The organism is Desulfonatronum zhilinae (assembly GCF_900182865.1).
Classification (GTDB): domain Bacteria; phylum Desulfobacterota; class Desulfovibrionia; order Desulfovibrionales; family Desulfonatronaceae; genus Desulfonatronum; species Desulfonatronum lacustre.
Map to the genome: position 1 here is coordinate 97,689 of NZ_FXUJ01000001.1, position 24,376 is coordinate 122,064.

The window sequence follows — 24,376 nt, forward strand, 5'->3', positions numbered from 1 at the left end:
AGCTTTGGCTTTCTGGTGCGCATGTTTCACGGCCCGGGAATTCACTCATGCCGACGGTTGGCGGGTTGTGCCGATTCAACCTTAACTTTGCAAAGGTTTTTTTGTTCATGATGGTTTTTCGAAGATGGTTGGTTGTTTTTGGTATGTGGTTCTTGGTTTTGACCGGATGCGCCCAGGAGAAGGATTCGCATATCGAGGAGCAAATTGAAGCCGGCTTAGCAGATGAAATACGTGAATTGACAGGAGCACCGGCGCGTATTGTCTGGCTTCAGGACACTTCCGATGGTTCGGATTATCTTGCGCGAGGGGACGAACTGCGTCTGATGGGATTGGACACCGAAGTCCTGCCAAGTGTGCGCATCGTGCTTGACGGCCACGGCAATATGGCCAAACCCTTTTTTACTGTTAATGGCGAGTGGGTTGTGTTTTCTGATCGTTACCAGCAAAGGGTTTTTGTCGTGAGCTGGGAAGGCGGGCAGTTGCGGGACCTTGGACCCGGGTTCGGCCTAACCACATGGGTTGACCCGAACACAGGCATCGAGTGGCTTTACGTGGCCAGGGACCGTTTGGATGATCGCCGCATCCTGCCGGCGTACCTGTCCCTCTGGCGTTTTCCCTTGTTTTCCGCTGACGGTAGTTTTCCAGGAGATGATTCTGATCAGACGGAAAAGCAGGAACAGCTTGTCTGGGACCAGACCCAGATCAGCGAGGACAGTTTTCAGCTTTCGCGAGACGGTCGCTACGCCAGCGCTGCCTTTCCTTGGCCGGAAACGGGCATTCTTGATCTTGAAGCCCGGCGCTGGGATCGATTGGGCCAGGGATGCTGGGTGGCCATGTCCCCTGACAATGACTACCTGTTCTGGATTTTTGACGGCCCGCATCGCAACGTATTCATGTTTCGGGGCGATAACAGGGAGGATCGGTGGACGGTGAACGTGAACAACGCGATCGGCATGGACGGCTATGAGGTATACCACCCCAGGTGGTCCAATCATTCACGTATTATTGCCGTCAGCGGTCCATATAAAGTTGGAGAGGGTTCCTACAGGCTCCCGGGCGGCGGCGCTGGGGTGAAAATATACCTGGGAAGGTTCAACCCTGAGCGGACTGAAATCGAAGCCTGGGTCCAGGCAACGGATGACAGCAACGCTGATTTTTATCCCGATGTCTGGGTTCAACCTCACGCAGATCTCAAGGTTGCAAAACAGGATGTGGTTGCCCGGGAAACAAAACCCCAGGAGGCATCATGGCCGCTTCATCGCGAAGGCTTGCTCTATGTCTGGGAGAATGCAGCCGGGCTGCATGATATTACCGTCGAGCAAACCGGCTCGCAGTACTTTTTCAGACCAGAACCCCGTTTGCTGGCCCGATACACCCGGCATAACGCCATGCACCTGGACGGAGGATTCTTCATCGACAAATCGTTCGGGAAGCATCTTCAACGGTTCCCCCCTTTGGATGCATTCACCCTGGAATTCACGGCCACCCCAGCCCTTGCGCAAACCGAAACGGACGAGGCTTGGGTTTTTGCGGTGGAAAGAGCGGGCTTTCCGGTTCTTATAGCATCCAGTGAAGGGCGGTGGCGAGTGCAAGCATTGGATGCCGACGCTATCCTGCAACCGGTCGTTCCTGGACGCCCTGTGCACTTTGCTCTGGCATATCTCCCAGGCGAGATGAGGGTTTATGTTGACGGGAACCTTGCTGGTGTCCTGTCGGTTGATATTGACTCGGACATGTGGCTCGACGCGACCTTGCTTTTCGGTGGAGACAAAGTCGGGGGCCATGACTGGCAGGGCAGCTTGGAAAAGTTTGCCCTGTATCAGGGGGAACTCAAGGCGGAGGAAATTGCCCAACAGCAGGCATTGATCGTCCATGAGCATGCACAGCGGCCGATTCCGGATACGGTCCTGGTCCGGGCACGAGTGGTTCAGACGTCGTCCGTCCCTTCTCCCGAGGATATTGCCCCGTATCAACGGGGCCTTGTGGTGAACGAGTACGAAGTGACCGAGGTGCTGGAAGGCCAATTCAACGAGAATCGGTTTCTGGCGGCGCACTGGGCAATCCTGGATGAAACTCTTCTGGATACGGCCCATCGCATGCCCGGGGCAGAGCGCGTCATGCTCCTTGAACGCTTTGATCAGCGTAAGGAGCTGGAAGGGGAGCGCCTGTCCCAGGACACGGATAATTTTTTGCTGGAACTGTACTTTGACATGTACCTGTGATGGGACGTCTGCTCAAGGAATTGCCCAAGGCCGTGATCTTCGACGTGGACGGCACCTTGTACGATCAACCTCGACTGCGTCGAAAAATGTGCCGCGAACTGGCTGTGCATTGTATCCGCTCGCCAATAATCGGCCTGGGGACCATAAAAACCCTGGCCGTTTTTCGTCGTTTGCGCGAAAGCATGCCGACAATGGAAGTCGTCAACGTGGCCCATACTCCGTATGCCATGACTGCGCAGCGCTTGAACTCTCCCCTTGAACACGTGCGCCGCATCGTTCATGAGTGGATGTTTCACCGGCCCTTGCGCCATTTGCCGTCCTGCAAGTTTCCCGGACTGGACTCGTTTCTGGAACATTTGACCATGCGCGGTGTCGCTACGGCTGTCTTTTCCGACTACCCGGCGCAGGCCAAAACTCAAAGCATGGGGTTGACGTTTTCCCTGCTCTTGGACGCGGAGGATGAACGGGTCGACCGGCTCAAGCCGGATCCCAAAGGACTCATCGTCTGCTCTGAGCTGCTGAACCTTGATACCGCCGAGTGCCTGTTCGTCGGCGACCGGGACGATCGCGACGGGGAGTGCGCTCGGCGGGCCGGTATGCCGTATTTTTTATATTCCACGTCATCCCTGGCTCGCCCGAATACGTTTCGTTCCTACGGAGAATTGCTTGAGTCGTTTCGGTAAAAACAGTATGTGATCGTCCCTGGGAGCCATGGGCGCGCATCGAAAGTGTTATGAAACCGCCCTGAAGACCTGCTTGATGCGGCATCAGGCAGGAAATGATTCAAACCTGTCTCCTTGCTGAGCCTCCAGGCTTTTCTTTTCGACCGCAAACCGTCTTTCCTGTCAGCATGCAACCTCTAGACGGGCATATAAATCGGATGATTGCCTGCCTCAGACAATTTAGGGTCTTTTTAGCCAAAGCTGACGAGATGAAAATATTTTTCCGGAATTTTCGCTATTTTTTTGCTGCGCTAGTCGGCATCTCTCTCAGTATCTGGTACACCGCTTACTTCCTTCTGCATCCCCCGGTTTACGCCTTTCGTCTCAAAGCCGAGGGGCTTGGTTTCGCGCTCTGGCCATCAGAACAGATCCTTACTCTACGCTGGGTTTTGGCGCTTCTGGCTGTTCTCCTGGCTGGCGTGGCCGTGGCCCTTTGCCTTTGGGCCATGAAAAAAACGCAACATGAACAACCGCGGATTCGGCGGGCCATTGATGTCCTTGCCCCCCTGAGTGTGCTGCCCTTGGCATGTGTTCCGTTGTTCACGGCCGATATTATCCCGCCGATATTGAGCACGAATGCACCGCTGTTCATTCTGCTCGGTGCGCTTTCCCTTTCCCTGGCCAAACTTTTCACTCCGTTGCTTGATGCCGGGGCTGCAAGCAATCAAAAAACATGGCCCTGGGCATGGGGTATCTTTTTGATTGCTCTGATCGGGTATGCGCACGGAGGCTACCAGTTTTCCAAGGCCGTTGGCGAGCATGTCGGCGACGAAGGGCATTATCTGATCCAGGCACAAAGTCTTTATGAAGATGGGAACCTGGATATCACCAAGCAATTGCTTGACCACTTGGGCGCGGATGATCCAGCCCAAGTGGATCGCGGTCACTATCATATTGCCCCCCAATCACGGGGAGACGCCTTTTACAGTTGGCATTCCTTCGGCCTGTCCCTGCTTTTAGCGCCGTCCTGGAAATGGGGACTGGGCGGAAGGCACATTGTACTGGGCATGATCTCCGGGATCGGCTTGGCGGGGCTTTTTCTGCTTTGCCGGCGAGTGGGCGCTGGGAACACCGCTTCCTTGCTCGTTGTTTCGTCCCTGGGAACCAGTGTCTTCTGGGGATTGTATTCGTATCGCGCCTTGCCCGAGGTCCTCGGCGCAACGCTGATTATATGGCCTTTTTGGGCCATTGTCGCGCAAAAACAGCGGCCGTGGTTGTCACTCTTCGTTGCGGCAGCATGCTGTGCGTACCTGCCCTTTGCACATACCCGCTTCATTCCCATGAGTTTGATGGCTATCGGATTTTACGGGCTCTTCGGCCTGCTTGGAGACGAGAAACTACGCCCGAAGCTCATCCGCTTATCCACTTTCACGATTCTTTGCCTAGCCGGATACGCTGTATATCTAGCCGTTCATTTCTCCATGTTTTCAGGAGGAAGCTCTTATCCAATCAGGGAAACACTGTTCTCCTACCCATTAGGTGCTTGGGCGGTGCTCGTCGGAGACCGTGGTCTCATCTCGCTTTTGCCTGTTTTGTTCTGGCTTTTTGGAGCCATGGTTGCGTGGTTTTGGGTGGATCGCGAACATCGCCTTTTTTGTCTGGGCCTTTTCACGACTTTTTTGTCCTGTCTGCTGACGTCAACGACCTATAGCGGTTACACCGGAGGCTCAAGCGTCCCTGGCCGTTATCTTGTTGCGGTCACCCCCCTACTTTTCGTCGGAGCCGCGATAGTGCTTGAGCGGGTCAACTTGGCAGCTCGGACCTGGTTTATATTTCTGACTCTGTTTTCAACAACGATTCTCTTTGTTGTATGGCATCAACTTCCTTTTTTCGGAAGGTCTTTCACTGTTCCTCTTCATGTGCTTTCTTCATTTCCATTGCTCCAGGATTTTTTCTTTCCAAACACCTCTTATTGGCATGGAACAGCAACTGAAATGTTTTGGACAAATATTTATATTGCTACTGCATTAGTGCTAACAACTTTTGTAGTTTTTTCCAGGAAAAAACTTTCGGCATCTTTTTTAGCAATTTTTGTAATTCTTGTTTTCGCCATATTTACCCAATCAAAAATAAACACAAGGGATTTTTCTTTTCAAAGATATACTGATGTGCTACATATCGATGAAAAAGATTTTATTGTAAAAAAAATCGAAACATCAATTAGAAATCCATGGAAAAGTAATTTTGCGCTGCACAGGATGCATTCTTATACAGGAAAAAAAGATTTTTTTGAAGGCGCTGATGTTGTTTATGCTGCAAAAAATATTCATAAAAATGGTGAAATAGTTTTTGGTCGACATGTAAAATTATTTCCCGGAACGTTTTCGGTAAATTTTTATTTTGACAGCATTGCTTGCGATGGTGATCGTGTCGTTGCAACCTTAGATGTTGCAGCTGAGCATGGAGACGTAGTCTTGAAAAAAATGGATGTTCTTTGCGATGACCTCTCAAGAACCGAAAGCCTGCTCATATCGACTGACAAGTTTTTGGTCGCCGAGCCGAGGGTTTACTACCATGGGGGCGGAGACTTGAGGTTGCGTCGAATATATATCGAAGAAGTCATTGAATGAGAACATGTTTGAGCGAGTCAATCTGTTTCGAATGACTTTTTCCGGGAGTGCTGTGATGCCGATACAACAAATGGTGGGTGCGGAAAACAAATGCCATGATCCGGGCATATGCGACCTTTCCATCGTCATGCCCTGTCTCAATGAAGCCGAAACGCTTGGTATTTGCATTAAAAAGGCCCAGCGGTTTCTCAAGGCGAACAGAGTGAGCGGAGAGGTAATTGTTGCTGACAATGGAAGCAGCGACGGTTCTCAGGAGATCGCCCGCGAAAACGGTGCACGGGTTGTGGATATTCTGGAGCGCGGCTACGGCAGCGCTTTGATGGGGGGGATCAATGCGGCACGCGGCAAGTTCGTCATTATGGGAGACGCGGACGACAGTTATGATTTCTCTGCGTTAGATCCTTTTTTGGAGAAGTTGCGTGAAGGGTACGAGTTGGTCATGGGCAACCGTTTTCGCGGTGGCATCAAGCCTGGAGCCATGCCTGCTCTTCATAAATATCTTGGCAATCCAGTGCTGACAGGAATAGGCCGTCTTTTCTTCAGGAGCCCCATGGGTGACTTTCATTGTGGTTTGCGTGGTTTCAGCAAGGAGGCAATTAAGAAGCTGCACTTGCAAACTACGGGGATGGAGTTCGCAAGCGAGATGGTGGTTAAGGCGACCTTGCACAAACTGCGTATGGCCGAGGTTCCGACAACCTTGTCCCCCGACGGTAGGAGTCGCCCGCCGCATTTGCGGAGTTGGCGCGACGGCTGGCGTCATCTGCGCTTCCTGTTGATCTATAGCCCAAGGTGGCTTTTTCTATATCCAGGTTTGGCCATTTTTGCTCTGGGTGTCATTGGAATGCTGGCTTTGCTTTGGGGGCCGGTCACGGTTCTTGGTGTCGGCCTCGATATTCATACCATGCTGTACGCTTCTCTACTGATCATTCTGGGATTGCAGACGCTTTCCTTTGGTGTTTTTTCAAAGGTATATGGCATTTTCGCGGGACTACTCCCAAAAGACCCCCGTATCGATTGCTTATTGCGCCATTTCTCTCTTGAAAAAGGGATAATCATCGGCGTGCTGTTCTTTCTCGCCGGTGTCGTGGGATCTGTTCATGCTTTTGGCCTTTGGGAGGAAACATCCTTTGGTGCCTTGGACCCTCAAAGGATCATGCGTATTACTATACCGTCCCTAAGCCTATGTACTATAGGCGTATATATATTATTTTCTAGCTTTTTCTTAAGCATTTTGACGATTAGAAGTAAACATGGATATGAATCTTTAGCCTCAGGTGAATGTAGTCAATAAATGATTTCTGTATGTATCCCTTCTTATAACTCTGAAAAGTATATTTTTTCAACGATTGAATCTGTTTTAGTTCAGACACATCAGGAATTTGAACTAATCCTTGTGGATGATTGTTCGACTGATAATACGTTTGAAATCGCCAGATCATTCAATGACTCTCGCGTGAGGGTTCTCCGAAATGATGCCAATCTTGGCGCTCAAGATAACTGGAATATGTGTCTTTCCTTGGCCAAGGGGGAGTATGTTAAAATCCTACCAGGAGACGACACGCTTTATCCAGAATGTCTTGCAAAGCAGGCGGCTATCCTCAATGACCCGAAGAATCAACATGTCTCGTTTGTTTATTGCTCCCGTGACGTAATTGACGCTCATGGCAGGTATGTCATGAGGGCGCGGTTTCCTGGTTTGGGTAGAATTTCACGGTCAACAATGATCAGAAAAAATATTCGCCATGGGATGAACGTCATTGGTGAACCTGGTGCTGTTCTGTTCAGGATGTCTGCATCAAAAAAAGTCGGCGGCTTTGATGCGCGTTTGCCGTATCTGATCGATCTAAACTACTGGGTCAGGCTTTTGGACCATGGTGACGCATATGCTCAACATGAAGCGCTTTGTACTTTTCGTCTTTCAGGAACAAATTGGAGTGTAGCGCTTGGAAGAATGCGAAAAGAAAACTACTTGACATTCATAACAATGATGTCGAAGAATCCCGCGAATGAACTTTCTAAGTTTGACGTTCCTTTAGGCAAATCAAGAGCATATCTCAATGAAATACTTAGGTCTATTGTATATCTCTTTTTACGAATAAGAAATGCACGGAAATAAGGTTTTCCTCGTAATGATACACGGATTTCCGCCCGGTCACAATCAATGTTAAGATGCGCTTTTCATATCCATACCATATACTCCGATGACGGTCTGATACGCCTTGAAGGCTTGCGTGATCAGGCGAAGAACCTCGGGATCACCACGCTTTGCGTCACTGATCACAACAGCATTGAAGGTGCACTTCGTTTCCAAAATCAGTTTCCGGAACTGCAGACGGTCGTTGGCGAGGAAATATACACTAAACAAGGAGAAGTGATCGGCCTGTTCCTGAGGGAGTTCATACCTCCAGGCCTCAGGGTAGTGGATACCGTGCAAGCTATTCGGAGCCAGGGCGGACTTGTCTGTCTGCCGCATCCCTGCGATGAACGACGTCCTTCCACCTTGAAGAGGGAAGTCCTCGCGGAGATTGCCAGTGAGATCGACATTGTTGAGGTTTTCAACAGCCGGACTTTCTCTCAGGAATATAACCAAAAGGCGCAGGTTCTTTGTGACCAGACAGGGCGAGTGCCCGTGTGGGGCTCGGATGCTCATTATCCAGAAGAAGTAGGCAATGCCGTCTTTTCCATGGATCCTTTTCACGACGGCGCGTCGTTTCTCACGGCCTTGCGTAACGCCCAGCTAGTAACCCGGAATCTGACGACAATCCCCATGAGGGCGCGTCTACGCCTGAAAAGGAAATGGGGCGTATACGGGCCACTCACCTTACCTGAGCGGCTATTTCTTGCATGGCAGCGTAACGTCTTTCGCCTCATGAAGGGTGGGTTCGTTACTATCCAGGCTGTGGACTTGATGTGCCAAGAGCTAGCCAAACGTCTCAACAAGTCCGCATTCAGGCCGGACGTGGTGGTCGGCATTGCCGGCGGAGGACTTTATCCCGCTTACCGACTCGCCCATCTCTTGGAAGTTCCGTATGACGCCATGCGAATTTCTTATCCTCAGGTGCGCGTGGGCAACATGGATACCGACGATATGATGGGGGCAATTTTTGTACGAAACGCGCTGAAGGGAAACACCCCGCAGTTGCACGCATTCCACTCCTTTGACTGTCAAAATAGACGGGTGTTGCTGGTGGATGACGATTGTACTTCCGGTCGCACCTTACGCATAGGCTTGGGCCTGTTGCAGGCTGAAGCTCGGGAAATCAAAACCCTCACCCTTCGTATTCTTGCCAAATCCGATCCGAGTCCGGACTTTTACTTCGAAGACCGCCGCGGCTCAGTTTTTCGTCATGCCAGGTTCCCCTGGATTAAGTACTCACCGTACTACCAAACATATGCTCGATTCAGAGACAGATGGCTATGCCCAGGCTCCTAGCTCACGCTTTCAAGCTAGGAATAATCGTTGCCTGCTTCGGCTTGATTTATTTTGCCGTTGACTTCGACGATTTCTGGGCCAAGCTGACTATTGCTTCACCTATTCTAGTGGCTGCGGCCTTTGGGTGTGTGCTGGTGGAGCCCCTTTTGATGGCTCACCGGACAAGGCTTCTCTTGCAGCAAAAGGGTATTTTTATCGGCTTTTTTCAGCTCACCCGATTGGTTTTCATAAGCAATTTTTTGAGCGTAGCCGTACCGAGTGGTGCTGGGCCGGACGCGGTACGCATCCTGATGCTCAAGCGCTCGGGGCACAGCGGCACCCACTCAACAAGCACCTTGCTCATGGATCGCATGTTGAGTGTACTTTCCCTGGCGCTTCTTTCCTTTCCAGGACTTATTCTGGTCTGGTCGCACACAACTGAAAGAGCTCTACTCTGGAGTGTGCTCGGCGTGATGATCCTGGTCCTGATCCTGTCGGTCCTGGCGATCTCCCGGGTGCCCGGCCTGGTATTGGGGTGGATGATCAGGCGGCTTTGCACATCAAGGGAAGATGAGCAAAGCTTCGCGCAGAGATTATTGCACTGGGGACGGACGAGTCTCAAACTGCTGGCCTCCGTCCACACTTCATTTCGCGAGTTTAGCGTAAAAAAAGCTGTGCTTGTTCGCATTCTGTTCTGGAACGTGGTGAATCAATTTCTGCGTGTTATTCAGATCCTGCTTTTATTCTCCGCATTCGGCCACTCCCTTCCCATGGCCACCGGCCTTGCTTTTGTACCCGTGATTCTTCTCGTCGTTCTTCTGCCCATCACGTATTACGGACTCGGTGTGAAAGAGGGGGCATTCCTTTTTTTCTTTGTCCAGGTTGGTGTGCCTGCCTCAACGTGCCTTGCGGTCTCTGTCCTTACCTATGCGTTGGTCTTCGGAGCCATGATTCCTGGGGCGGTGTTTCTGCTGTGGAGAGAAAACGTAACAAAAGAGGCTGAGATAGGTTGAGTAGTGTTTTAGAGCACAAGCTTTGCAGCAGCTTGTTTTATTCAAAGACTTATCATGTGAGATTGTCGATCCGACCTAACAAAACCTAGGAACTAATCATCGTGTACACCAGTATCGCACCATACATCCACATCGCTCGACCAGACCACTGGTTTAAGAATATTTTCGTCGTTCCAGGTATTCTTTTGGCCATTTTTTTCGACCGCAGCATTATGGGGCTGGACATCATTCCAGGGGTTCTGCTCGGTTTTTTGTGTGTTTGCCTGATTGCCTCAAGCAATTATGTCCTCAATGAGATCCTTGACGCTCCGACAGACAAGTTTCACCCCGAGAAACACAACCGGCCTCTGCCCAGCGGACAGGCTAAAATTTCCGTGGCATGGATGGTCTGGAGCGTGCTGAGCTTGGTCAGCTTAAGCCTGGGGTTTTTGGTCAATCCTTTCTTCGGTTTTTCCGGGGTGTTGCTTTGGGTCATGGGAATTCTATACAATACCCCTCCCTTGCGATTCAAAGACGTCCCGTATTTGGACGTACTGTGCGAGTCCGTCAATAATCCCATCCGGTTGGCCTTGGGATGGTATGCCACCGGCATGGGCGCCGCGCCCCCATTGTCCATGTTTATTGCTTACTGGATGTTCGGGGCATTTTTGATGGCGGCCAAGCGTTTCGCCGAGTACCGCAAGATCGACGACCCGGACCGGGCCGCCAAGTATCGAAAGTCTCTGGGGTACTACAATGAGCAACGGCTCACCGTAAGCATTTTTTACTATGCCACGCTGTTTGCCTTGATGGGGGGGTACTTCATTGCCAGCTATCGCTTTGAACTGATTCTTGCGGCACCAATGGTAGCCTATTCCATGGCTTTCTACATGCGATTGTCCTTCAAGAAGGACAGCCCGGTTCAGAGCCCGGAACGACTGTTTCGGGAGAACACAGTGATGCTGGTGATCTTAACGACTTTCGTCCTCTGCACTGTGCTGCTATTTTGGGATCTGCACTGGCTAAGAGATATGTTTGCTCCCTGGATATTACCTGGGAGGTAATTCTTTGGAGTCAATGTTTCTTCTCTCCCTGACGTGCACATTTTGAATGACCATACTGCCGCAGGCATGATAGTACGCCCGAGGCTCAATTCTCGCATACGTATCCACGGCTATCCTCACAATTGCTTTACCAGAGGCCGAGGCTTCACCGTAAATTTCCGTCTCGCTCAGTATTTTTTTTCCTCCGTTCATGGCCACATCCACTGTGGCGATTTTCTCTCCCGACTCGCAGTCTGAGACTTGAATATCGAACTCAACATCATATTTGCCGGGATAAACATAAAAAAACCGTCCAAAAGCCAGTAACCCCGGGTTGTGTTCTTCTTGGCGAGCAATCCGGATTATTTCGCCTGATGCCAAGGCGACGTTTGTGCCTGCCTGTCGGAACATTTTGTGCGCTGGAAAAACAAGGTGATACTCCTGGGACGGTTCCAAGGCTGCCAGCCTGGGAAAATCTCCCCCCATGAGCCGAAATGGAACGCGACTATCAAAGAAATGCATTATTACTTTGTTTTGTTCCCCCAAGCTTCTTGCCAAAATCACATCCGAGTCCAAACCTCGAGGATTGAAAATGATTTCGTGTCGTCGGCCGAAGACACTTGGATGATCTTCAGGGTCAATGAACACTATGCTGTTTTTGGGCGCTTCCTGGAGAACATCGAGTAATTTTCTTGTTTCCATGGTCGTTTCTCTGAATTTCGTCGCATTGACAACGTTGAATATGGAAACAACGGAAACAAAGATCGCCATGCATAGTATAATGTACCATGTTTTGGCCTTGGCGATAAATTTTCGGACTCCAAATGACGCGCCCAGGATGAGAAAGGGCAGCGTTTCCAGATAATAGCCCGGTCCTGTATCTTGGGGGCCGGGATACCAGAAAAAAATATGCCCGAAGACAATGCTAGCCAAGACTGCTGCGAACAGCCAGCTCCAACGTTCGGTCCACCCGATGGCAAAAGCGAGCAATGCGACCAGCAGCGATCCCCAAAAACCCCACAGCCAGACATTGAGAAGCTTGAGGTTGACGGCTATATTTTCTAACCCCCCTGCGAGCGTATGCTCGATTCTTCCATAGTACCTCGTTCCAAAGCCCAGCTTGTCGGTGGGATTATGGAAAAGATAGGTCATTGTCCATGGGTCGCCGACGGTGATTGTATTGTAGATCAGCATGGCGATCACGCCAAGGAACGATGAGAAAGCAAAAAGTATCGTTCCAATAAATAAATGCTTGTTCTTTTTTTGGTAAAGGTGAACCAACGAATCCAAGGCAAAGGGAATGGCAATCAAAAAGGCCGTAAAGGTTCTGGTATTGAAAAGATATCCCCACGCGAGCCCGGATAGCGCGGCGAAAATGACGGCATCGGTCCTGCGCCATGCGATGTAGGCCAAAAGCATCAGCGATGTCACCAGCAGGCCGCTGGTGTGGCTAAGCAATGTGCCGTGATAAAAAAGGAAAAACGGGGAAAAAAGCAGGAGCGATCCTGCGGTCACTCCAAGAGCATGGCCGCCCAGGAGAACTCCGGATCTGTAGACCACAACGACGGTAAGACCCGCTGCCAGGAAGACCATAATATGGGCGGAGCCGATGAATACGCCCGGAACGAGGAAAAGTGAGTGGCCGAAGGGATATCTGGACAGCCAGCCCACGTCCTCCCTGAGAATAATCATGAAGTAGTCAAAGGATTCATGAAAAGGCGGGAACGGCCTGGCAATGAGACCGTCAAGGAAATTGTTCGCCTGAAAGAGATAGCTGCATTCATCCGAGGTCAGAAACCACTGGAAAGCGTGCTGGGCGAGAAACAGTGAAAACGTCGCTGCAACGATGAAGAAGAAGGCCGGTACCGCGTATTTTCGAAGATGGAAGGTCATATTGTGCAGACTCCGAATCATGGATACGCAAAGTCCTTCGGCGTTGCGTATGGGATCGACCGGGTACTTTTGGACAGGATGCTAGCGGTCGGCTAAGAGCCTTTGGTAGATCTCTTCAAGAACCTCGGTCCGCGAGGCTTGGCAATGGTCCCTGAAGGCTCGTTCCTTGTTCATTGCGCCAATGCGCGAGGCTTGAGACCCGTCTGCCAGGACATCGGCGATTTTTTCCGAGAGGTTCATGACGTCTCCCGGTGCCGCGAATATGCCGTTGGTACCGAGCAAGGCGCGGTTAGCCGGGGTGTCAAAGCAAACCACCGGCAAGCCCGCGGCCATGTAGTTGAGGATTTTTCCGCTGCCCTCTCCGGAACCTTCCTCTTTCGGGTCGACTGCCACGTCGATCACGGCCAAGTGGGAGAATAACTGAAAATAGTCCACCTTGCCGCAGAGCGTCGTCACGTCGCCGGCACCGATTGCGTCCACACGCCCCCGACAGTCCTCCAGCGGATAACCTGCCAAGAGAAAATGTACATTTTCTACGCGTTGTCGGATAGCGGGCATGGCTTGGATCAAAAGATCAACCCCCTTGGCCTGAATAAGCGAACCAATGTATCCGACGATCTTTTTTTCCTGCGGAATGCCCAAACGCTTCCTGACGCTTTTTGCGTCGTCCACTGAGCAGGTCGATTCGTCGACACCTTCGCGGATCACTCGAATCTTTTCTTCGGGCACGCCGAATTCGGCTTTCATGAGATGTGCCGCGGCCTCTGAACTGCAGATGAAAAAATCCGGCAGTTTGCAGACCAGCTTTTCAAGCCAGGTGAAGAGAAACAGCAGTTTTTTGAGTGGTCCCAAAGAGCCGTAAGCTTTTATTTCACCGGTCAGGCTGCCCTGTACGTCGAATACCACGGGGATTTTGCGGGCCGAGGCAAGCAGGCTTGTTGCCCAGCCGAGAGCGGCGCCTTCATGCAGATGCCCGTGAATGACGTCGGGCTTGAAGTTCAGGCAAGCACGCCAAACCGTGAAGAACAGCAGGACGTCGAGGTATATTTTGTGCCAGGAAAAACCCGCATCAACCTTGGAATACCAGGGCACGCGCAAGCTTCGCCGGGTCGTGATGCCCGGAACATCCCGTCCGTGATGATAGGTCGTCAGAAGTATGTCGTGGCCTTGGCGCTGCAATGCGGCGATCTGATCGTGGATGCGGATATGGCAGCCGCGATCGGAGAAAAAAGGCGTCGGTGCGATATGCAGGATTTTCATGGGCAGGTTCGGGGGCCTGGGACTCATATGGCCAGATAACGTGCATCCACCGCGAGGACTTCCGTTTCTATTCTGGCGTCGTCCCACCCCAGTTCCTCGGCCATGATTCGGGCTAGACCGCGCAGGACTTCGGGAGCAGGTCGCCCAACGCAGGCCAGCGGCAGGCGCCGAAAGACGATATCCTGAAGGGTCTGGGCCATTTCTCGGCGCACGGCGTGTATGACTTGGGCCTTAAGGATGAGGATTTCCGGGGAGATGCCTTTGGCAAGGCCTGGGTCTTGGCCGTATAAATCGAGGATTTCAGTATAGCTCGTGCCGTAGCCGTGAATCAGGTCCGCAACCTGAGATTCGGGAAGCATGCCTTGCCAACACCTAGATTCACGAGCGACGAAGTCCTTAAGGTCCGGGATGTCGCCGCCGAGCACTGGTGCGCTTTTCGTGCGGCAGGGCTTGGCTGGTCGCGCCAGCTTGCGGCATGCCAAGTCTACGATCTTCTGGGCCAGCAGGCGCGCCGTGGTGTACTTCACGCCGATGACCGAGATGAGGCCCTGTATTTTCTGGGAGACGCCGTGATCAATGATGTTATCTTCCCGGGAGCCCTGGTAGCCCGTCCCGGAGGGACGGGACGGGTCGTCGGGATAGAGGCCCCCATAGAAGAATCGGATATCGTCGCGGCAAAGTCCGGCCGACGGATACACCGAATTCACGTCGTCGATCAAACCGTGGATGTCGTCCTCGGTGACGATGTCGTCGTCGGGAGCGCCGTTAAAAGGACTGTTGGTGGTTCCGATCAGGGAAAGGCCCTGCCAGGGGACGATGAAGAAGTGCCGTCCGCCGCGGTCCACCCATGCCCCAGAGTGCTTGTGGCGGGTAGCCAGGGCCAGGGCATGTCCGTTGGTCAGCGAACGGGTGATGATGTGGATGCCTTTGGAAAGGATTCTGGAGGCGCTTTCAGCGGTATCGGCCAACCCCGCGGACTTGAGTACGGAGCTGACCCATGGGCCGGCGGCATTGACCGTGACATCAGCCTTGACGGTCAGTTGCCGGCCCGTAAGGATGTCCATGACGTTCACCCCAGTGACCCGTCCGTCGTTTACAAGTAAATCCTTGGCCTGCACATAGTTTAGTACGACGGCCCCTTCTTGCCGCGCGGAAAGAACGATGGCCAGGGTCAGCCGTTCCGGAAAGGGCATCTGACAATCGTAAAAGCGGATGGCACCGGTGAGCCCGTCGGCGTGCAAATGCGGCTCCAAGGCCAAGGTTTCTTGGCGGGAAAGCCGCTTGTGGCCGGGTAATGCCGTGCGGGAATTCTTGGAGTCCTCGGTCCAGGCAAGCAGGTCGTAGATGGTCATGGCCAGCCCAAGAACCTCCTTGCCCTTGAAGCCGTGGCCGTATGTGGGAATCAGGAACGGTACCGGACGGACCAGATGTGGTGCTGAACGAAGAAAAAAAATTCTTTCATGCAGGGAGGCTTTGACCCTGCCAAGGGCGAGGTGTTGAAGATAACGGATCCCGCCGTGAATCATCCTTCCCGTGGCCGCGGACGTTGCCGCCCCGAAATCGCCCTTGTCTATCAGGGCCACGGACAGTCCGCGCATGGCCGCGTCCCAGGCGACGCATGCGCCGTTGATGCCTCCGCCGATTACCAAGAGGTCAAAACGTCGAGAGGCGATCTTTTGCAGATCCCGCATTATCATTAGTAGTGAAAGGGGCTATCAGTTATTGGTTTCATGTGTACACCAAAAGGCTTTGCGTATGCGTTTGACAAAACGTCAATACGACGGTCGCAAAGGGTCATGTTATAGTTGCGAGGGAGAGAGGTCGCCATGACACCCACCCATGATGGTTTTGATGATCATTCATAAACCCTGCGTAACTACTCAGCTTGAGAGGGAAAAGGTGGCTTTTCAAAAACTTGAGGCAAGCATGACCTGGATTCCGGCCTTCGCGGGAATGACTTGTTTTTCCAATGCCCTCTCCGAGTCAGTTATACCCGCGAAGGCGGGTATCCAGTCCGTTTTACTCGGGTGAGCTGAATAGTTACAACCCTGCTGTCAAAGTAAAGTCAATACATAATGTGCGATATGTTCCGCTTTCTCCCGTTCTCCGGGGGCGTTCAGGTGACAATGGTCGGTCCAGTTACCGGGAGAGACGACTTCAGCAGGGAAAGGGGCAAAGCCGGTGGAATATCTCATGGAGAAATCCTTGAGGATTTCTTCGTGGCGCAGAATTTGAGCAAGTTCAAAATGTTTTTCCTGCCTTTCGTATGCGCCTGGCGCTGCACGAAAAGGGACAAGCAGCGTCTTGACGTCGTCTCTTTGCAGTTCATGAATGAGTGTTTCAATGTTATGGGCGAAGGACAATCTTTCCAGCGGAATTTCTCGCGGCTCGGCGACAAGTTCGCCGTTGATCCGAAACCATGGGGCGTGGGGTATGGCCCCTCCATCGATATGGAACTGGCCTCCGGCGATCAGATCTCGATAGAAGACGTTCAAAATGATGTAGCTGGTAAACCTTGAGCGGGCCATCCAGCGCCATCCTTCCGGCAAAGGGCGCAAATTTCGCATGGGTTGGCGCCAGTTGCTGTTGTCTGGATGGTAGTAAGGGTAGGTGTAGCCGTTGGCGTCGTTGCCGCCTGAGTTGATGACGACGACGTCGGGCTGATAGTAATGATATTTGAAGTGGTAGTGGGTCAGTATCTCGGCGGACGTCCCCCACGGAAGGCCTCCGTTGATCACTTCCACGTCTGTATAGTCCGCGGGGAGATTCGCACGCAACAGTTTCTCCAACTGGGCCGGATAGGCCTGTTCCGGGCGGTCGACGCTCCAGCCGTACGTCGTGGACCCTCCGAGGCATACGATGCGAAGCACCCCGTCGCGTTTTTCCATGGGCGTCAATTTGCCGCGATACCCATCGGCGTTGTGTTGGGGACCGTGGCGAGGGTGCGTGTAGTTCGGTGCGCTGATGTACAGCAGGTAGGGTTGGCCGATGGTGTTCTGCAACCGCGTCAGATACTGATCCTCCTCACCTAACAGAATGCGCCGCCCCGTCTCATGGGTAGGGGTCATCATTCCCTTGGCCGACCACTCGATAAACCATAGTCCGAGGCTCAGCATAAGAATGGTCAGGAGTCCAAGCCACAATTTTGGAGATTTCACGTTTTTTATCCCATTCCGTTGTTCAAATGTCGGTGGCGGATCGAGATCCGCCACCGGCTTTGCTTCAGGGAAAATAACCTGTTCAGGTAGGATCGTGGTCGATTAAAACAATGTGTAGATAAACGGAGCCGTGGACTGGCCGACAACGATCAGCAGGCCCATGGCCAGGAAGACGAGAATCAGGGGGATAATCCACCATTTTTTGTGCTGCATGGCGAATCCGAAAAATTCTCGTAAAAGATTGAGTAGATGTTTGAGAAATATCATCGGGGGACGTCCTTCTGTATTCAATTAAAATGTGTGATTATTCGGGGCAATTGACGCGACAAAACGTCCGTTAATCCAGTACGTAGTCCTTGCGCCAATCGTCGGTTTCCTTCCATTCAGGCTGGTCCTTTTTGCTCAGGATGTAGGATTCCAGCACGAGATAGTCCATTTCCGTGCGCATGAAGCAGCGGTAGGCGTCCTCCGGGGTGCAGACGATGGGTTCGCCTCGGACATTGAACGAGGTGTTGATGATGATCCCGTATCCGGTCAGATCCTCGAAGGCCTTGATGATGGCGTGGTAGGCCGGGTTGGTCTCCTTGTTCACGGTCTGGACCCGTGCCGAGTGGTCCACATGGGTGATGGCCGGAACGTCGGAGCGGGTCTGGTTGATCTGGTCGTGCAGGTTCAGGGTCGTTTCCTTGGGTGTCTGGACCTGACGGTGCTTCTGGACCTGGGCCACCAGGAGCATGTACGGCGAGGGGCGATCCAGCTCGAAAAAGTCGCTGACCCGCTCTTCCAGACAGGACGGGGCGAAGGGGCGGAAGGACTCCCGGTACTTGATTTTCAGGTTCATGATGGATTGCATTTTGGGAGAGCGGGCGTCGCCGATGATGGAGCGGTTGCCCAGGGCCCGCGGGCCGAACTCCATTCGACCTTGGAGCAGGCCGACGACGTTTTCATCGGCGACCAGCTCAGCGATCCGCTTGGCCCGTTGCTCCGGGTCCGGAACGTGTTCCGCGGGATAGCCGTTGTCGGCGAGGAATTTTTCGACCACCGGGTCAGGGAACGACGGGCCGAAATACGAGCCGCGCATGGCGTCCCTGCCGGGCATCACCCGGCGCTTCCCGTTTTGGCCCATGTGCCAGACGGCCAGGGCCGCGCCCAGGGCCCCCCCCGCGTCGCCGGCGGCCGGCTGAATCCAGATGTCCTCGAAAATCCCTTCCCGCAGCAATCTGCCGTTGGCCACGCAGTTCAGGGCCACTCCCCCGGCCATGCAGGCGTACTTGCATCCCGTCGCCTCCCGGGCGTACCGGGCCATGCGCAGGACGATCTCCTCGGTGACCATCTGGATGGAGCTGGCCAGGTCCATTTCCCGCTTGGTGATCTCGCTTTCCGGACTGCGCGGCGGGCCGCCGAACAGGACGTCGAAGCGCTTGTTGGTCATGGTCAGGCCGTCCAGGTAGCCGAAGTAGTCCAGATTCAGGCGAAAGGAGCCGTCTTCCTTGAGATCCAGCAGGTTGTCCAGAATTTTGTCCCGATAGACCGGCTCCCCGTAGGGAGCCAGACCCATCAGCTTGTACTCCCCGGAGTTGACCTTGAACCCGGTGTAGTAGGTGAAGGCCGAGTAGAGCAGCCCCAGGGAGTGAGGGAAGCTGAGTTCCTTGAGAATTTCGAGCCGGTTGCCGCTGCCCTTGCCAATGGTGCTGGTGGCCCACTCGCCCACCCCGTCCAGGGTGAGCACGGCGGCCTCTTCATAGGGCGACGGGAAAAAAGCGCTGGCCGCGTGGGATTCGTGGTGTTCCGGAAAGAAGATATTCTGACAGTCGCAGCCCAGGCGCTTTAACGCGGACTCGATCTGCATGGGGATCCAGAGCTTTTGCTTCAGCCACAATGGAATGGCCATCACGAAGGATTGGACGCCCTTGGGCGCGACGCCGAAGTAGGTCTCCAAAATACGCGAAAATTTGGTCACGGGTTTGTCGTAAAACGCCACCCCGTCCAGACCGCAGCCTCGAATACCTGCCTCTTCCAGGCAGTACTTGACCGCGTTGAACGGAAAATCAGAGTCATGCTTGATCCGGGTGAAGCGCTCTTCCTGAGCCGCGGCGATGATCTCGCCGTCCCGAATCAGGGCCGCGGCGGAATCGTGGTAAAAGGCGCTGATGCCGAGAATCGCAGCCATTAGTATTGCCTCTTGAAGTGGGTTGCGTCGAAGGGGGCCTTCCGGTCTTCCCAATAGCTTTCGGCCTCGGGTTTCCATTTGCGCTGGAGGGGGTCGCGCCCCAGGAACGTGATCACCAGGCGTCCGAAGGTAAAAACGATGTAAAACATGGGTACCAAGAGGATATACGTCAGGGCGGTGCCGACGAACTGACCCAGCCAGGCCCCGAAGCGCTCGAAGCCGTTGACGATGGTCGGAGAAAACAGGAATCCGAACAGCAGGAGACAGGCCAGAAACCAGATGATCCCGGCGATGATCCGATGGCCGAAGAGAAAATAGACGATGGTTCCGGCCAGGGTCATGATCAGAATTTGAATCAGGACGCGGACCCGGCGGTGACTTGCCGGGGCGTTGGGGTCAGCGGTTTTGCACGCCGCGCCGTGCCGTGCCGGGTCGTGTCGGGTGTCATTGGTCATGGTGGGCCTTGTGGCTCATCTCCCGGATGAGCGGAGTGAGGATGGTTGCGATTTCACGGGCATAGAACCGAGAGCCCGTGTCGGAAGCATGGATACCGTCGTACAGGTAGGTCAATGGATTGGCGGTATAATCGGCGTGCTCCTCAAGGCGTCGTTCCAAGTCCACGAGCGGAACATTCATGGACTCGGCAACGGTACGGATGACCTCGTTAAACCGTTTCTGGTTGAGACTGTCCGCCCAGTCGGGAGTCAACTCGGTGGTCGCCTCGGCCAGGGGCTGGGTCATCAGGACCGGCTGGGCACCGAAGCTTTGAACCATGGTCACGAAGACCTTCAGCCTGTCGGCGAACGGTTCCGTATCCACCGATGCCCCGGCGGAAGAGGTGACCATGCCCACCTGCCGGTGTCGCGGGACCAGCCAATATTCGACTTCGCGCAGCAAACCGAAAATATGCGACCTGGTGCTCAAGTTCAGCAGGAGCCACTTGGCTTGTCTGGGTGTGGTGACCACTTCGCCGCTTCGGGTGGCGTAGTTCGGGTCCTTGGCCAGCAGCCCATGATCGTTGATGGCGTGCATCAGCACCACGATTTCCGGCTTGTCCTGCACGACGTGGTTGAAATAGTTGTTGATGCTGTCATGGGACGTGTTCCCGGAACGGGAGGCGTTCAGGATGTTCGCGGATATGCCTTGTTCTTGCAGCACGTTGGAAACCAGCGCCGGAAAGCGCAGTTCGGGACGGACGTACCGGCATTCCGTGGTGGAGCCGCCGAGAAAGGCGATGGTGACGTCAGGGGCGGTAAACTGGTCCACGGGGAGGATGTAGCCGCGCTCGTCAGTCCGGAAGTCCACAAAGGGATCGTCGGGATCAAGCCATGCCCGATTCAACGTCCGATCAAGCAGGGGCGTCAGCAGTCTCAGGTCGACCACCTCCGCAGTATAGGTCTTCTGGTAGGGGTTCTTCCAGATAAGCCGCAGGGCGATTTCCATCACGCAGACGGCGATCAAAAAGGTGACCAGGCTCAACAACAGTTTTTTGGAAAATGCATGCATGAGGAAAGCTTTGACGGTTCAAGGATGTCAAACGTGAAGGAAATGATGGAGATCACTCCTGGTGTCCCGGTTTGGGGCGGTAGCGGACGATCCTGGCCGGGACTCCCATGGCCACGGCATAGTCGGGCAGGTCCTTGGAAACCACGGCCCCGGCGCCGATGACGCAGCCAGTGCCAACGCGGACCCCATCCGGAATGACCACCCCCGCTCCCATCCAGACGTCGTCTCCCACCTTTACGGGCCCCCGCGACGCCCAGCCCAGATCCATCATCGGAATGTCCGTTCTGTCTGTTTTGTAGTTTCCTCCGCCGATGAGGCAATGCGGGCCGATCAGACCGAATTTTCCCATTTCAACCCTGGAGATGGATGAAATGATCGTGTTGGCACCAATTTCCGTGCGCGAACCAATGGTGGTGGAGCCGATCTTGGCCTGGACCATGCAGTTGCGGGAAACGATCACCTCGTCACCAATGAAGATTCCTTCGCTATCCAAACCGGATGCGTCCAGCAGGGCGTTGTCGTCCACGGCGACCCTGTGGCCCAGGGTAATTTTACCGGGGTGGCGAATACTCACGCCACGCCCGATGATCAGGCCGCGGCCGACGGATCGAAACAAGCGGCGGTAAAACGTTCGGCGCAGGAAAAAACCCAGGCTGGATGGCATGTTGCAAAACAGCAGGTTGACGAGTTCGTAATAGGCCAGGGACAACGGACCCGCGTCGCCGAGAACCTTTCTGGCGTAGCAGCGCAGGGGGGAGGAAGACGCGTCGTTGAGCTGGGCCGCCAGGGTGGGCCGGACGGGAGGAGTCTGGGGAGTTGGGTTGGTCATTCTTTTTTGTGGTTGTTCATGCCGCAGAGGTGTCTTTCCTAAGCTTCGCTCGTGGCGAGGCGGTGGAGGGCGGACATGATACGAATTGATGAACCAAATGGAGATTCAGGGAGTGCTTCCGGGCACCTTGGGGCGGGTTGCCTGGAGCGTTCGCTTCGGGTAAGGAGCCGTGACTCAGACCGCCGCAAAGCGCCGTTACGTCGCCTTCCGTCTTCGCGGTGCATACCGGCGCACTTGTTTCGCCGCGCAAAGCAGAACGACATGCCAGAAAACGAATCAGAATACAAGATTCACGGCGGTCGTTTCCCGGAAACGCTGGATCATGCCTTCACCCCTCGCCCACCTTGCCGCCGGAGCGGCCGTCGCCTCCGTTTGCACTCGCAATGTCGGCGATCCGTTCTCCCGGCGATGGATCTGGGGATCTTCTCTTTTCTTTTCCCTTGCGCCGGACATGGACGCCATCCCCGGATTCCTTGCCGGAAACATGGCTCTTTATCATAATCAGATCACCCACAGTTTGTTTTTCGGGGTCGTCGCCTGCCTGCTCACGTCAGGAGTTTTTTGGTTGTTTTTCAGGCGGTTTCTTGACTGGTGGAGCTATCGGCGTATAGCTTCGTTGGCTTTGGTTTCCTACGGCCTGCACCTGGTCATGGACGCCGCGACCCACGGGCCCGGGGTGAAACTGCTGTGGCCGTTCACGGACGAGCGCTTTTCCGCGCCCGTGGCTATATTCTACGGAGTACGGCATTCCGATGGCCTTTTCTCCCTGCACCACCTGATAACCATCGGCACTGAATTGGCGATTATCGCGGGCTTTCTGCTTTTGGCCCATTTTCGCTTCCGACTGCTCCGTCGGGTTCTTGAGCCTATTTCCTTAAAATCATGACCAACTTCCAGGGTGTATCGGCCGCCGTGCAGGCTTGGCGGAAGGCCGTGAACATTAACGCACCGATTTATTTTCTTCCCGGTCCGAACCGGATCAACCTTTAAGATCGCGGACATCGCGGTCCCTGTTCACCGGGGTGCTTCCTCGCGCCGTGGTCGTCACACTGGAACCGCGTTACGTCGCTCAACGGGTGTTTGATATGAAATGCTTGTTCATTTACCGCACGGCGTCCCTGGACATCACCGATCCCATGGGCATCATGTGTTTGATCGCCAGCGTGAAACAGGGCGGCCACGAAGCGGACCTGATGCTGACCAACCTGGAAAAGGACCTGTTCAAGGCGGTCAAGGAATACCGGCCGGACGTGATCGGCTTTTCGCTGACCAGCGGCTCGGAAGACTATTACCTCGAACTGATCCGACGGCTGCGCAAGCACGTTTCCTTTCTGTCCATCGTCGGCGGCCCGCATCCGACCTTCTTTCCCGAAATCATCGAGAAACCCGAGGTGGACATAATCTGTCGGGGCGAGGGGGACGAGGCCATCGTGGATCTGCTGGACTGCCTTCAGAAGGGCGAGGACTACTCCGGAATCCGCAACCTGTGGGTCAAGAAGGGCGGCCAGGTGGTCAAGAACCCAATGCGTCCGCTGATTCAGGACTTGGACTCGCTACCTTATCCGGACCGGGACTCCTTTTTGAAGTACTACGCCTACGCCAACAGCAGCACGAAACACTTTCTCTCCAGTCGCGGATGCCCCTACGACTGCACCTACTGCTTCAACCACATGCTCAAACGGCTGTACAAGGAAGAGGCCGGGCCGGGGAAGTACTGCCGGCTGCGCAGCGTGGAAAACGTGATCCGCGAAGTGGAACATGTCCGGGACAACTATCCCTTGAAAATCGTCTACTTCCATGACGACCTGTTCATCATGAACAAGGGATGGCTCAAAGAGTTCTCCGCGGCCTACAAGGCCCGGATCGGCCTGCCCATGATCTGTTATGTCCGGGCCAATCTGGTGACCGAAGAAGTGGTCCGGTACTTGAGCGAGGCCAACTGCATCACCATCGCCATGGGCGTGGAAAGCGGCAACGAGACGATCCGCAAGAACGTGCTCAAGCGGAACATGACCGACGGGCAGATCCTCAACGCGGCCCGCCTGTTCCACAAGTACGGCATCTCCATCATGACCCAGAACATGGTCGGCTTGCCGGACGAGACCCTTGAAAATGCCTACGAGACCATTCAACTGAATATTCTGGTCAAACCTTCCTATGCCTGGGTCTCCATTTTTCAGCCCTACCCTCGTACGGAGATGCACGCCTATTGCATCGAAAAGGGCTATCTCGACCCGGCGCATCAACAGCACGCGTCCTATCAGGTGGAATCGCCCATCAACACAGGGATGACGAAACGAGAGTTCGAGAACCTGCACAAGTTTTTCGCCCTGGTCATCGAATTTCCCTTCCTGATGAACCTGTCCCGCAAGCTGATTCGCTGGCCCGGGAATATCGCTTTCAACGTGATCTACCGGGCGTTCAAAGGATATACGCACATTTTCCGCCTGAAGATGAGTAGCGGCGAGATCGGCTTTTTGGGATACCTTTGGGATCTCATGGGCTATAAAGTTCGGCGCATGCTCGGAAAAACGTATTAGCCCGCCAATCCACCCGGCAGCGTGCGTCGCTTCCTGTCTAAAACAACCAGCGAGCTTTT

At 54.0% G+C, this 24,376-nt stretch carries 19 protein-coding genes; 10 read left to right on the plus strand and 9 right to left on the minus strand.

The window, feature by feature from the left end; all coding sequences use genetic code 11:
* Nucleotides 1-47 precede the first annotated feature (47 nt).
* The 8 genes from AC559A_RS00460 to AC559A_RS00495 all read left to right on the plus strand — a co-directional run bounded on the left by AC559A_RS00460 (nucleotide 48) and on the right by AC559A_RS00495 (nucleotide 10,982).
* Nucleotides 48-2,222 carry a LamG-like jellyroll fold domain-containing protein gene (locus tag AC559A_RS00460; protein ID WP_498815520.1) on the plus strand — a complete coding sequence of 725 codons (2,175 nt, stop codon included), beginning with the start codon at nucleotides 48-50 and terminating at the stop codon, nucleotides 2,220-2,222.
* Nucleotides 2,222-2,905, plus strand: coding sequence for an HAD family hydrolase (locus AC559A_RS00465; RefSeq protein ID WP_498815521.1), 684 nt, complete (start codon nucleotides 2,222-2,224; stop codon nucleotides 2,903-2,905). The genes AC559A_RS00460 and AC559A_RS00465 overlap by 1 nt, the downstream gene beginning before the upstream one ends.
* A 95-nt stretch (nucleotides 2,906-3,000) precedes the next feature.
* Nucleotides 3,001-5,514 (plus strand): hypothetical protein, encoded by a 2,514-nt coding sequence (locus tag AC559A_RS00470; RefSeq protein WP_498815523.1) that lies wholly within the window; start codon nucleotides 3,001-3,003, stop codon nucleotides 5,512-5,514.
* Nucleotides 5,515-5,569: 55 nt separating this feature from the next.
* Nucleotides 5,570-6,805, plus strand: a complete 1,236-nt coding sequence (locus AC559A_RS00475) for a glycosyltransferase family 2 protein (protein ID WP_498815525.1) — start codon at nucleotides 5,570-5,572, stop codon at nucleotides 6,803-6,805.
* The gene (locus tag AC559A_RS00480; protein ID WP_498815527.1) at nucleotides 6,806-7,630 is read left to right on the plus strand and encodes a glycosyltransferase family 2 protein; all 825 of its coding nucleotides are present in this window, start codon (nucleotides 6,806-6,808) and stop codon (nucleotides 7,628-7,630) included.
* Nucleotides 7,631-7,675: 45 nt separating this feature from the next.
* Nucleotides 7,676-8,947 carry a phosphoribosyltransferase family protein gene (locus AC559A_RS00485; protein ID WP_498815529.1) on the plus strand — a complete coding sequence of 424 codons (1,272 nt, stop codon included), beginning with the start codon at nucleotides 7,676-7,678 and terminating at the stop codon, nucleotides 8,945-8,947.
* Complete coding sequence (locus tag AC559A_RS00490) at nucleotides 8,932-9,939, plus strand: lysylphosphatidylglycerol synthase transmembrane domain-containing protein (protein ID WP_498815531.1); 1,008 nt, start codon at nucleotides 8,932-8,934, stop codon at nucleotides 9,937-9,939. Before AC559A_RS00485 ends, AC559A_RS00490 begins: the two co-directional genes overlap by 16 nt.
* A gap of 101 nt (nucleotides 9,940-10,040) precedes the next feature.
* Complete coding sequence (locus AC559A_RS00495; RefSeq protein WP_498815533.1) at nucleotides 10,041-10,982, plus strand: UbiA prenyltransferase family protein; 942 nt, start codon at nucleotides 10,041-10,043, stop codon at nucleotides 10,980-10,982.
* On the opposite strand, the gene AC559A_RS00500 is transcribed toward AC559A_RS00495, so the two are convergent.
* The 9 genes from AC559A_RS00500 to AC559A_RS00540 form a co-directional block, all read right to left on the minus strand.
* A complete protein-coding gene (locus AC559A_RS00500; protein ID WP_498815534.1) occupies nucleotides 10,968-12,854 on the minus strand; it encodes a hypothetical protein in 1,887 nt (628 codons plus the stop codon). The two genes, AC559A_RS00495 and AC559A_RS00500, sit on opposite strands and share 15 nt — an antisense overlap.
* An 81-nt stretch (nucleotides 12,855-12,935) precedes the next feature.
* Entirely contained in the window at nucleotides 12,936-14,114 is a 1,179-nt protein-coding gene (locus AC559A_RS00505) for a glycosyltransferase family 4 protein (protein ID WP_035263247.1), read from the minus strand.
* A gap of 23 nt (nucleotides 14,115-14,137) precedes the next feature.
* Nucleotides 14,138-15,805 carry a glycerol-3-phosphate dehydrogenase/oxidase gene (locus AC559A_RS00510; RefSeq protein ID WP_498815536.1) on the minus strand — a complete coding sequence of 556 codons (1,668 nt, stop codon included), beginning with the start codon at nucleotides 15,803-15,805 and terminating at the stop codon, nucleotides 14,138-14,140.
* Between the two features lie 363 nt (nucleotides 15,806-16,168).
* On the minus strand, nucleotides 16,169-17,272 hold the full coding sequence (locus AC559A_RS00515; protein WP_156932975.1) for an SGNH/GDSL hydrolase family protein: 1,104 nt from the start codon (nucleotides 17,270-17,272) through the stop codon (nucleotides 16,169-16,171).
* A gap of 102 nt (nucleotides 17,273-17,374) precedes the next feature.
* Nucleotides 17,375-17,539, minus strand: coding sequence for a DUF5989 family protein (locus tag AC559A_RS00520; protein ID WP_169732633.1), 165 nt, complete (start codon nucleotides 17,537-17,539; stop codon nucleotides 17,375-17,377).
* Nucleotides 17,540-17,609: 70 nt separating this feature from the next.
* Nucleotides 17,610-19,442 carry a carbamoyltransferase family protein gene (locus AC559A_RS00525; protein ID WP_498815538.1) on the minus strand — a complete coding sequence of 611 codons (1,833 nt, stop codon included), beginning with the start codon at nucleotides 19,440-19,442 and terminating at the stop codon, nucleotides 17,610-17,612.
* Nucleotides 19,442-19,897, minus strand: a complete 456-nt coding sequence (locus AC559A_RS00530; protein ID WP_028572940.1) for a hypothetical protein — start codon at nucleotides 19,895-19,897, stop codon at nucleotides 19,442-19,444. The genes AC559A_RS00525 and AC559A_RS00530 overlap by 1 nt, the downstream gene beginning before the upstream one ends.
* Nucleotides 19,887-20,948 (minus strand): SGNH/GDSL hydrolase family protein, encoded by a 1,062-nt coding sequence (locus AC559A_RS00535; RefSeq protein WP_498815540.1) that lies wholly within the window; start codon nucleotides 20,946-20,948, stop codon nucleotides 19,887-19,889. Before AC559A_RS00535 ends, AC559A_RS00530 begins: the two co-directional genes overlap by 11 nt.
* A gap of 52 nt (nucleotides 20,949-21,000) precedes the next feature.
* Nucleotides 21,001-21,777, minus strand: coding sequence for an acyltransferase (locus AC559A_RS00540; RefSeq protein ID WP_035261860.1), 777 nt, complete (start codon nucleotides 21,775-21,777; stop codon nucleotides 21,001-21,003).
* A gap of 322 nt (nucleotides 21,778-22,099) precedes the next feature.
* On the opposite strand from AC559A_RS00540, the gene AC559A_RS00545 reads away from it, so the two are divergent.
* The gene (locus AC559A_RS00545; RefSeq protein WP_028572942.1) at nucleotides 22,100-22,663 is read left to right on the plus strand and encodes a metal-dependent hydrolase; all 564 of its coding nucleotides are present in this window, start codon (nucleotides 22,100-22,102) and stop codon (nucleotides 22,661-22,663) included.
* 199 nt (nucleotides 22,664-22,862) lie between these two features.
* On the plus strand, nucleotides 22,863-24,317 hold the full coding sequence (locus AC559A_RS00550) for a B12-binding domain-containing radical SAM protein (protein WP_498815541.1): 1,455 nt from the start codon (nucleotides 22,863-22,865) through the stop codon (nucleotides 24,315-24,317).
* Nucleotides 24,318-24,376 lie beyond the last annotated feature (59 nt).

Excerpts from the sequence above, each read along its gene's own strand:
- AC559A_RS00460 (WP_498815520.1), top strand. The coding sequence starts at position 48 with ATGCCGACGGTTGGCGGGTTGTGCCGATTCAACCTTAACTTTGCAAAG.
- AC559A_RS00465 (WP_498815521.1), top strand. The coding sequence starts at position 2,222 with ATGGGACGTCTGCTCAAGGAATTGCCCAAGGCCGTGATCTTCGACGTG.
- AC559A_RS00470 (WP_498815523.1), top strand. The coding sequence starts at position 3,001 with ATGATTCAAACCTGTCTCCTTGCTGAGCCTCCAGGCTTTTCTTTTCGA.
- AC559A_RS00475 (WP_498815525.1), top strand. The coding sequence starts at position 5,570 with ATGCCGATACAACAAATGGTGGGTGCGGAAAACAAATGCCATGATCCG.
- AC559A_RS00480 (WP_498815527.1), top strand. The coding sequence starts at position 6,806 with ATGATTTCTGTATGTATCCCTTCTTATAACTCTGAAAAGTATATTTTT.
- AC559A_RS00485 (WP_498815529.1), top strand. The coding sequence starts at position 7,676 with ATGTTAAGATGCGCTTTTCATATCCATACCATATACTCCGATGACGGT.
- AC559A_RS00490 (WP_498815531.1), top strand. The coding sequence starts at position 8,932 with ATGCCCAGGCTCCTAGCTCACGCTTTCAAGCTAGGAATAATCGTTGCC.
- AC559A_RS00500 (WP_498815534.1), bottom strand. The coding sequence starts at position 12,854 with ATGACCTTCCATCTTCGAAAATACGCGGTACCGGCCTTCTTCTTCATC.
- AC559A_RS00505 (WP_035263247.1), bottom strand. The coding sequence starts at position 14,114 with ATGAAAATCCTGCATATCGCACCGACGCCTTTTTTCTCCGATCGCGGC.
- AC559A_RS00510 (WP_498815536.1), bottom strand. The coding sequence starts at position 15,805 with ATGCGGGATCTGCAAAAGATCGCCTCTCGACGTTTTGACCTCTTGGTA.
- AC559A_RS00520 (WP_169732633.1), bottom strand. The coding sequence starts at position 17,539 with ATGATATTTCTCAAACATCTACTCAATCTTTTACGAGAATTTTTCGGA.
- AC559A_RS00525 (WP_498815538.1), bottom strand. The coding sequence starts at position 19,442 with ATGGCTGCGATTCTCGGCATCAGCGCCTTTTACCACGATTCCGCCGCG.
- AC559A_RS00530 (WP_028572940.1), bottom strand. The coding sequence starts at position 19,897 with ATGACCAATGACACCCGACACGACCCGGCACGGCACGGCGCGGCGTGC.
- AC559A_RS00535 (WP_498815540.1), bottom strand. The coding sequence starts at position 20,948 with ATGCATGCATTTTCCAAAAAACTGTTGTTGAGCCTGGTCACCTTTTTG.
- AC559A_RS00540 (WP_035261860.1), bottom strand. The coding sequence starts at position 21,777 with ATGACCAACCCAACTCCCCAGACTCCTCCCGTCCGGCCCACCCTGGCG.
- AC559A_RS00545 (WP_028572942.1), top strand. The coding sequence starts at position 22,100 with ATGCCTTCACCCCTCGCCCACCTTGCCGCCGGAGCGGCCGTCGCCTCC.
- AC559A_RS00550 (WP_498815541.1), top strand. The coding sequence starts at position 22,863 with ATGAAATGCTTGTTCATTTACCGCACGGCGTCCCTGGACATCACCGAT.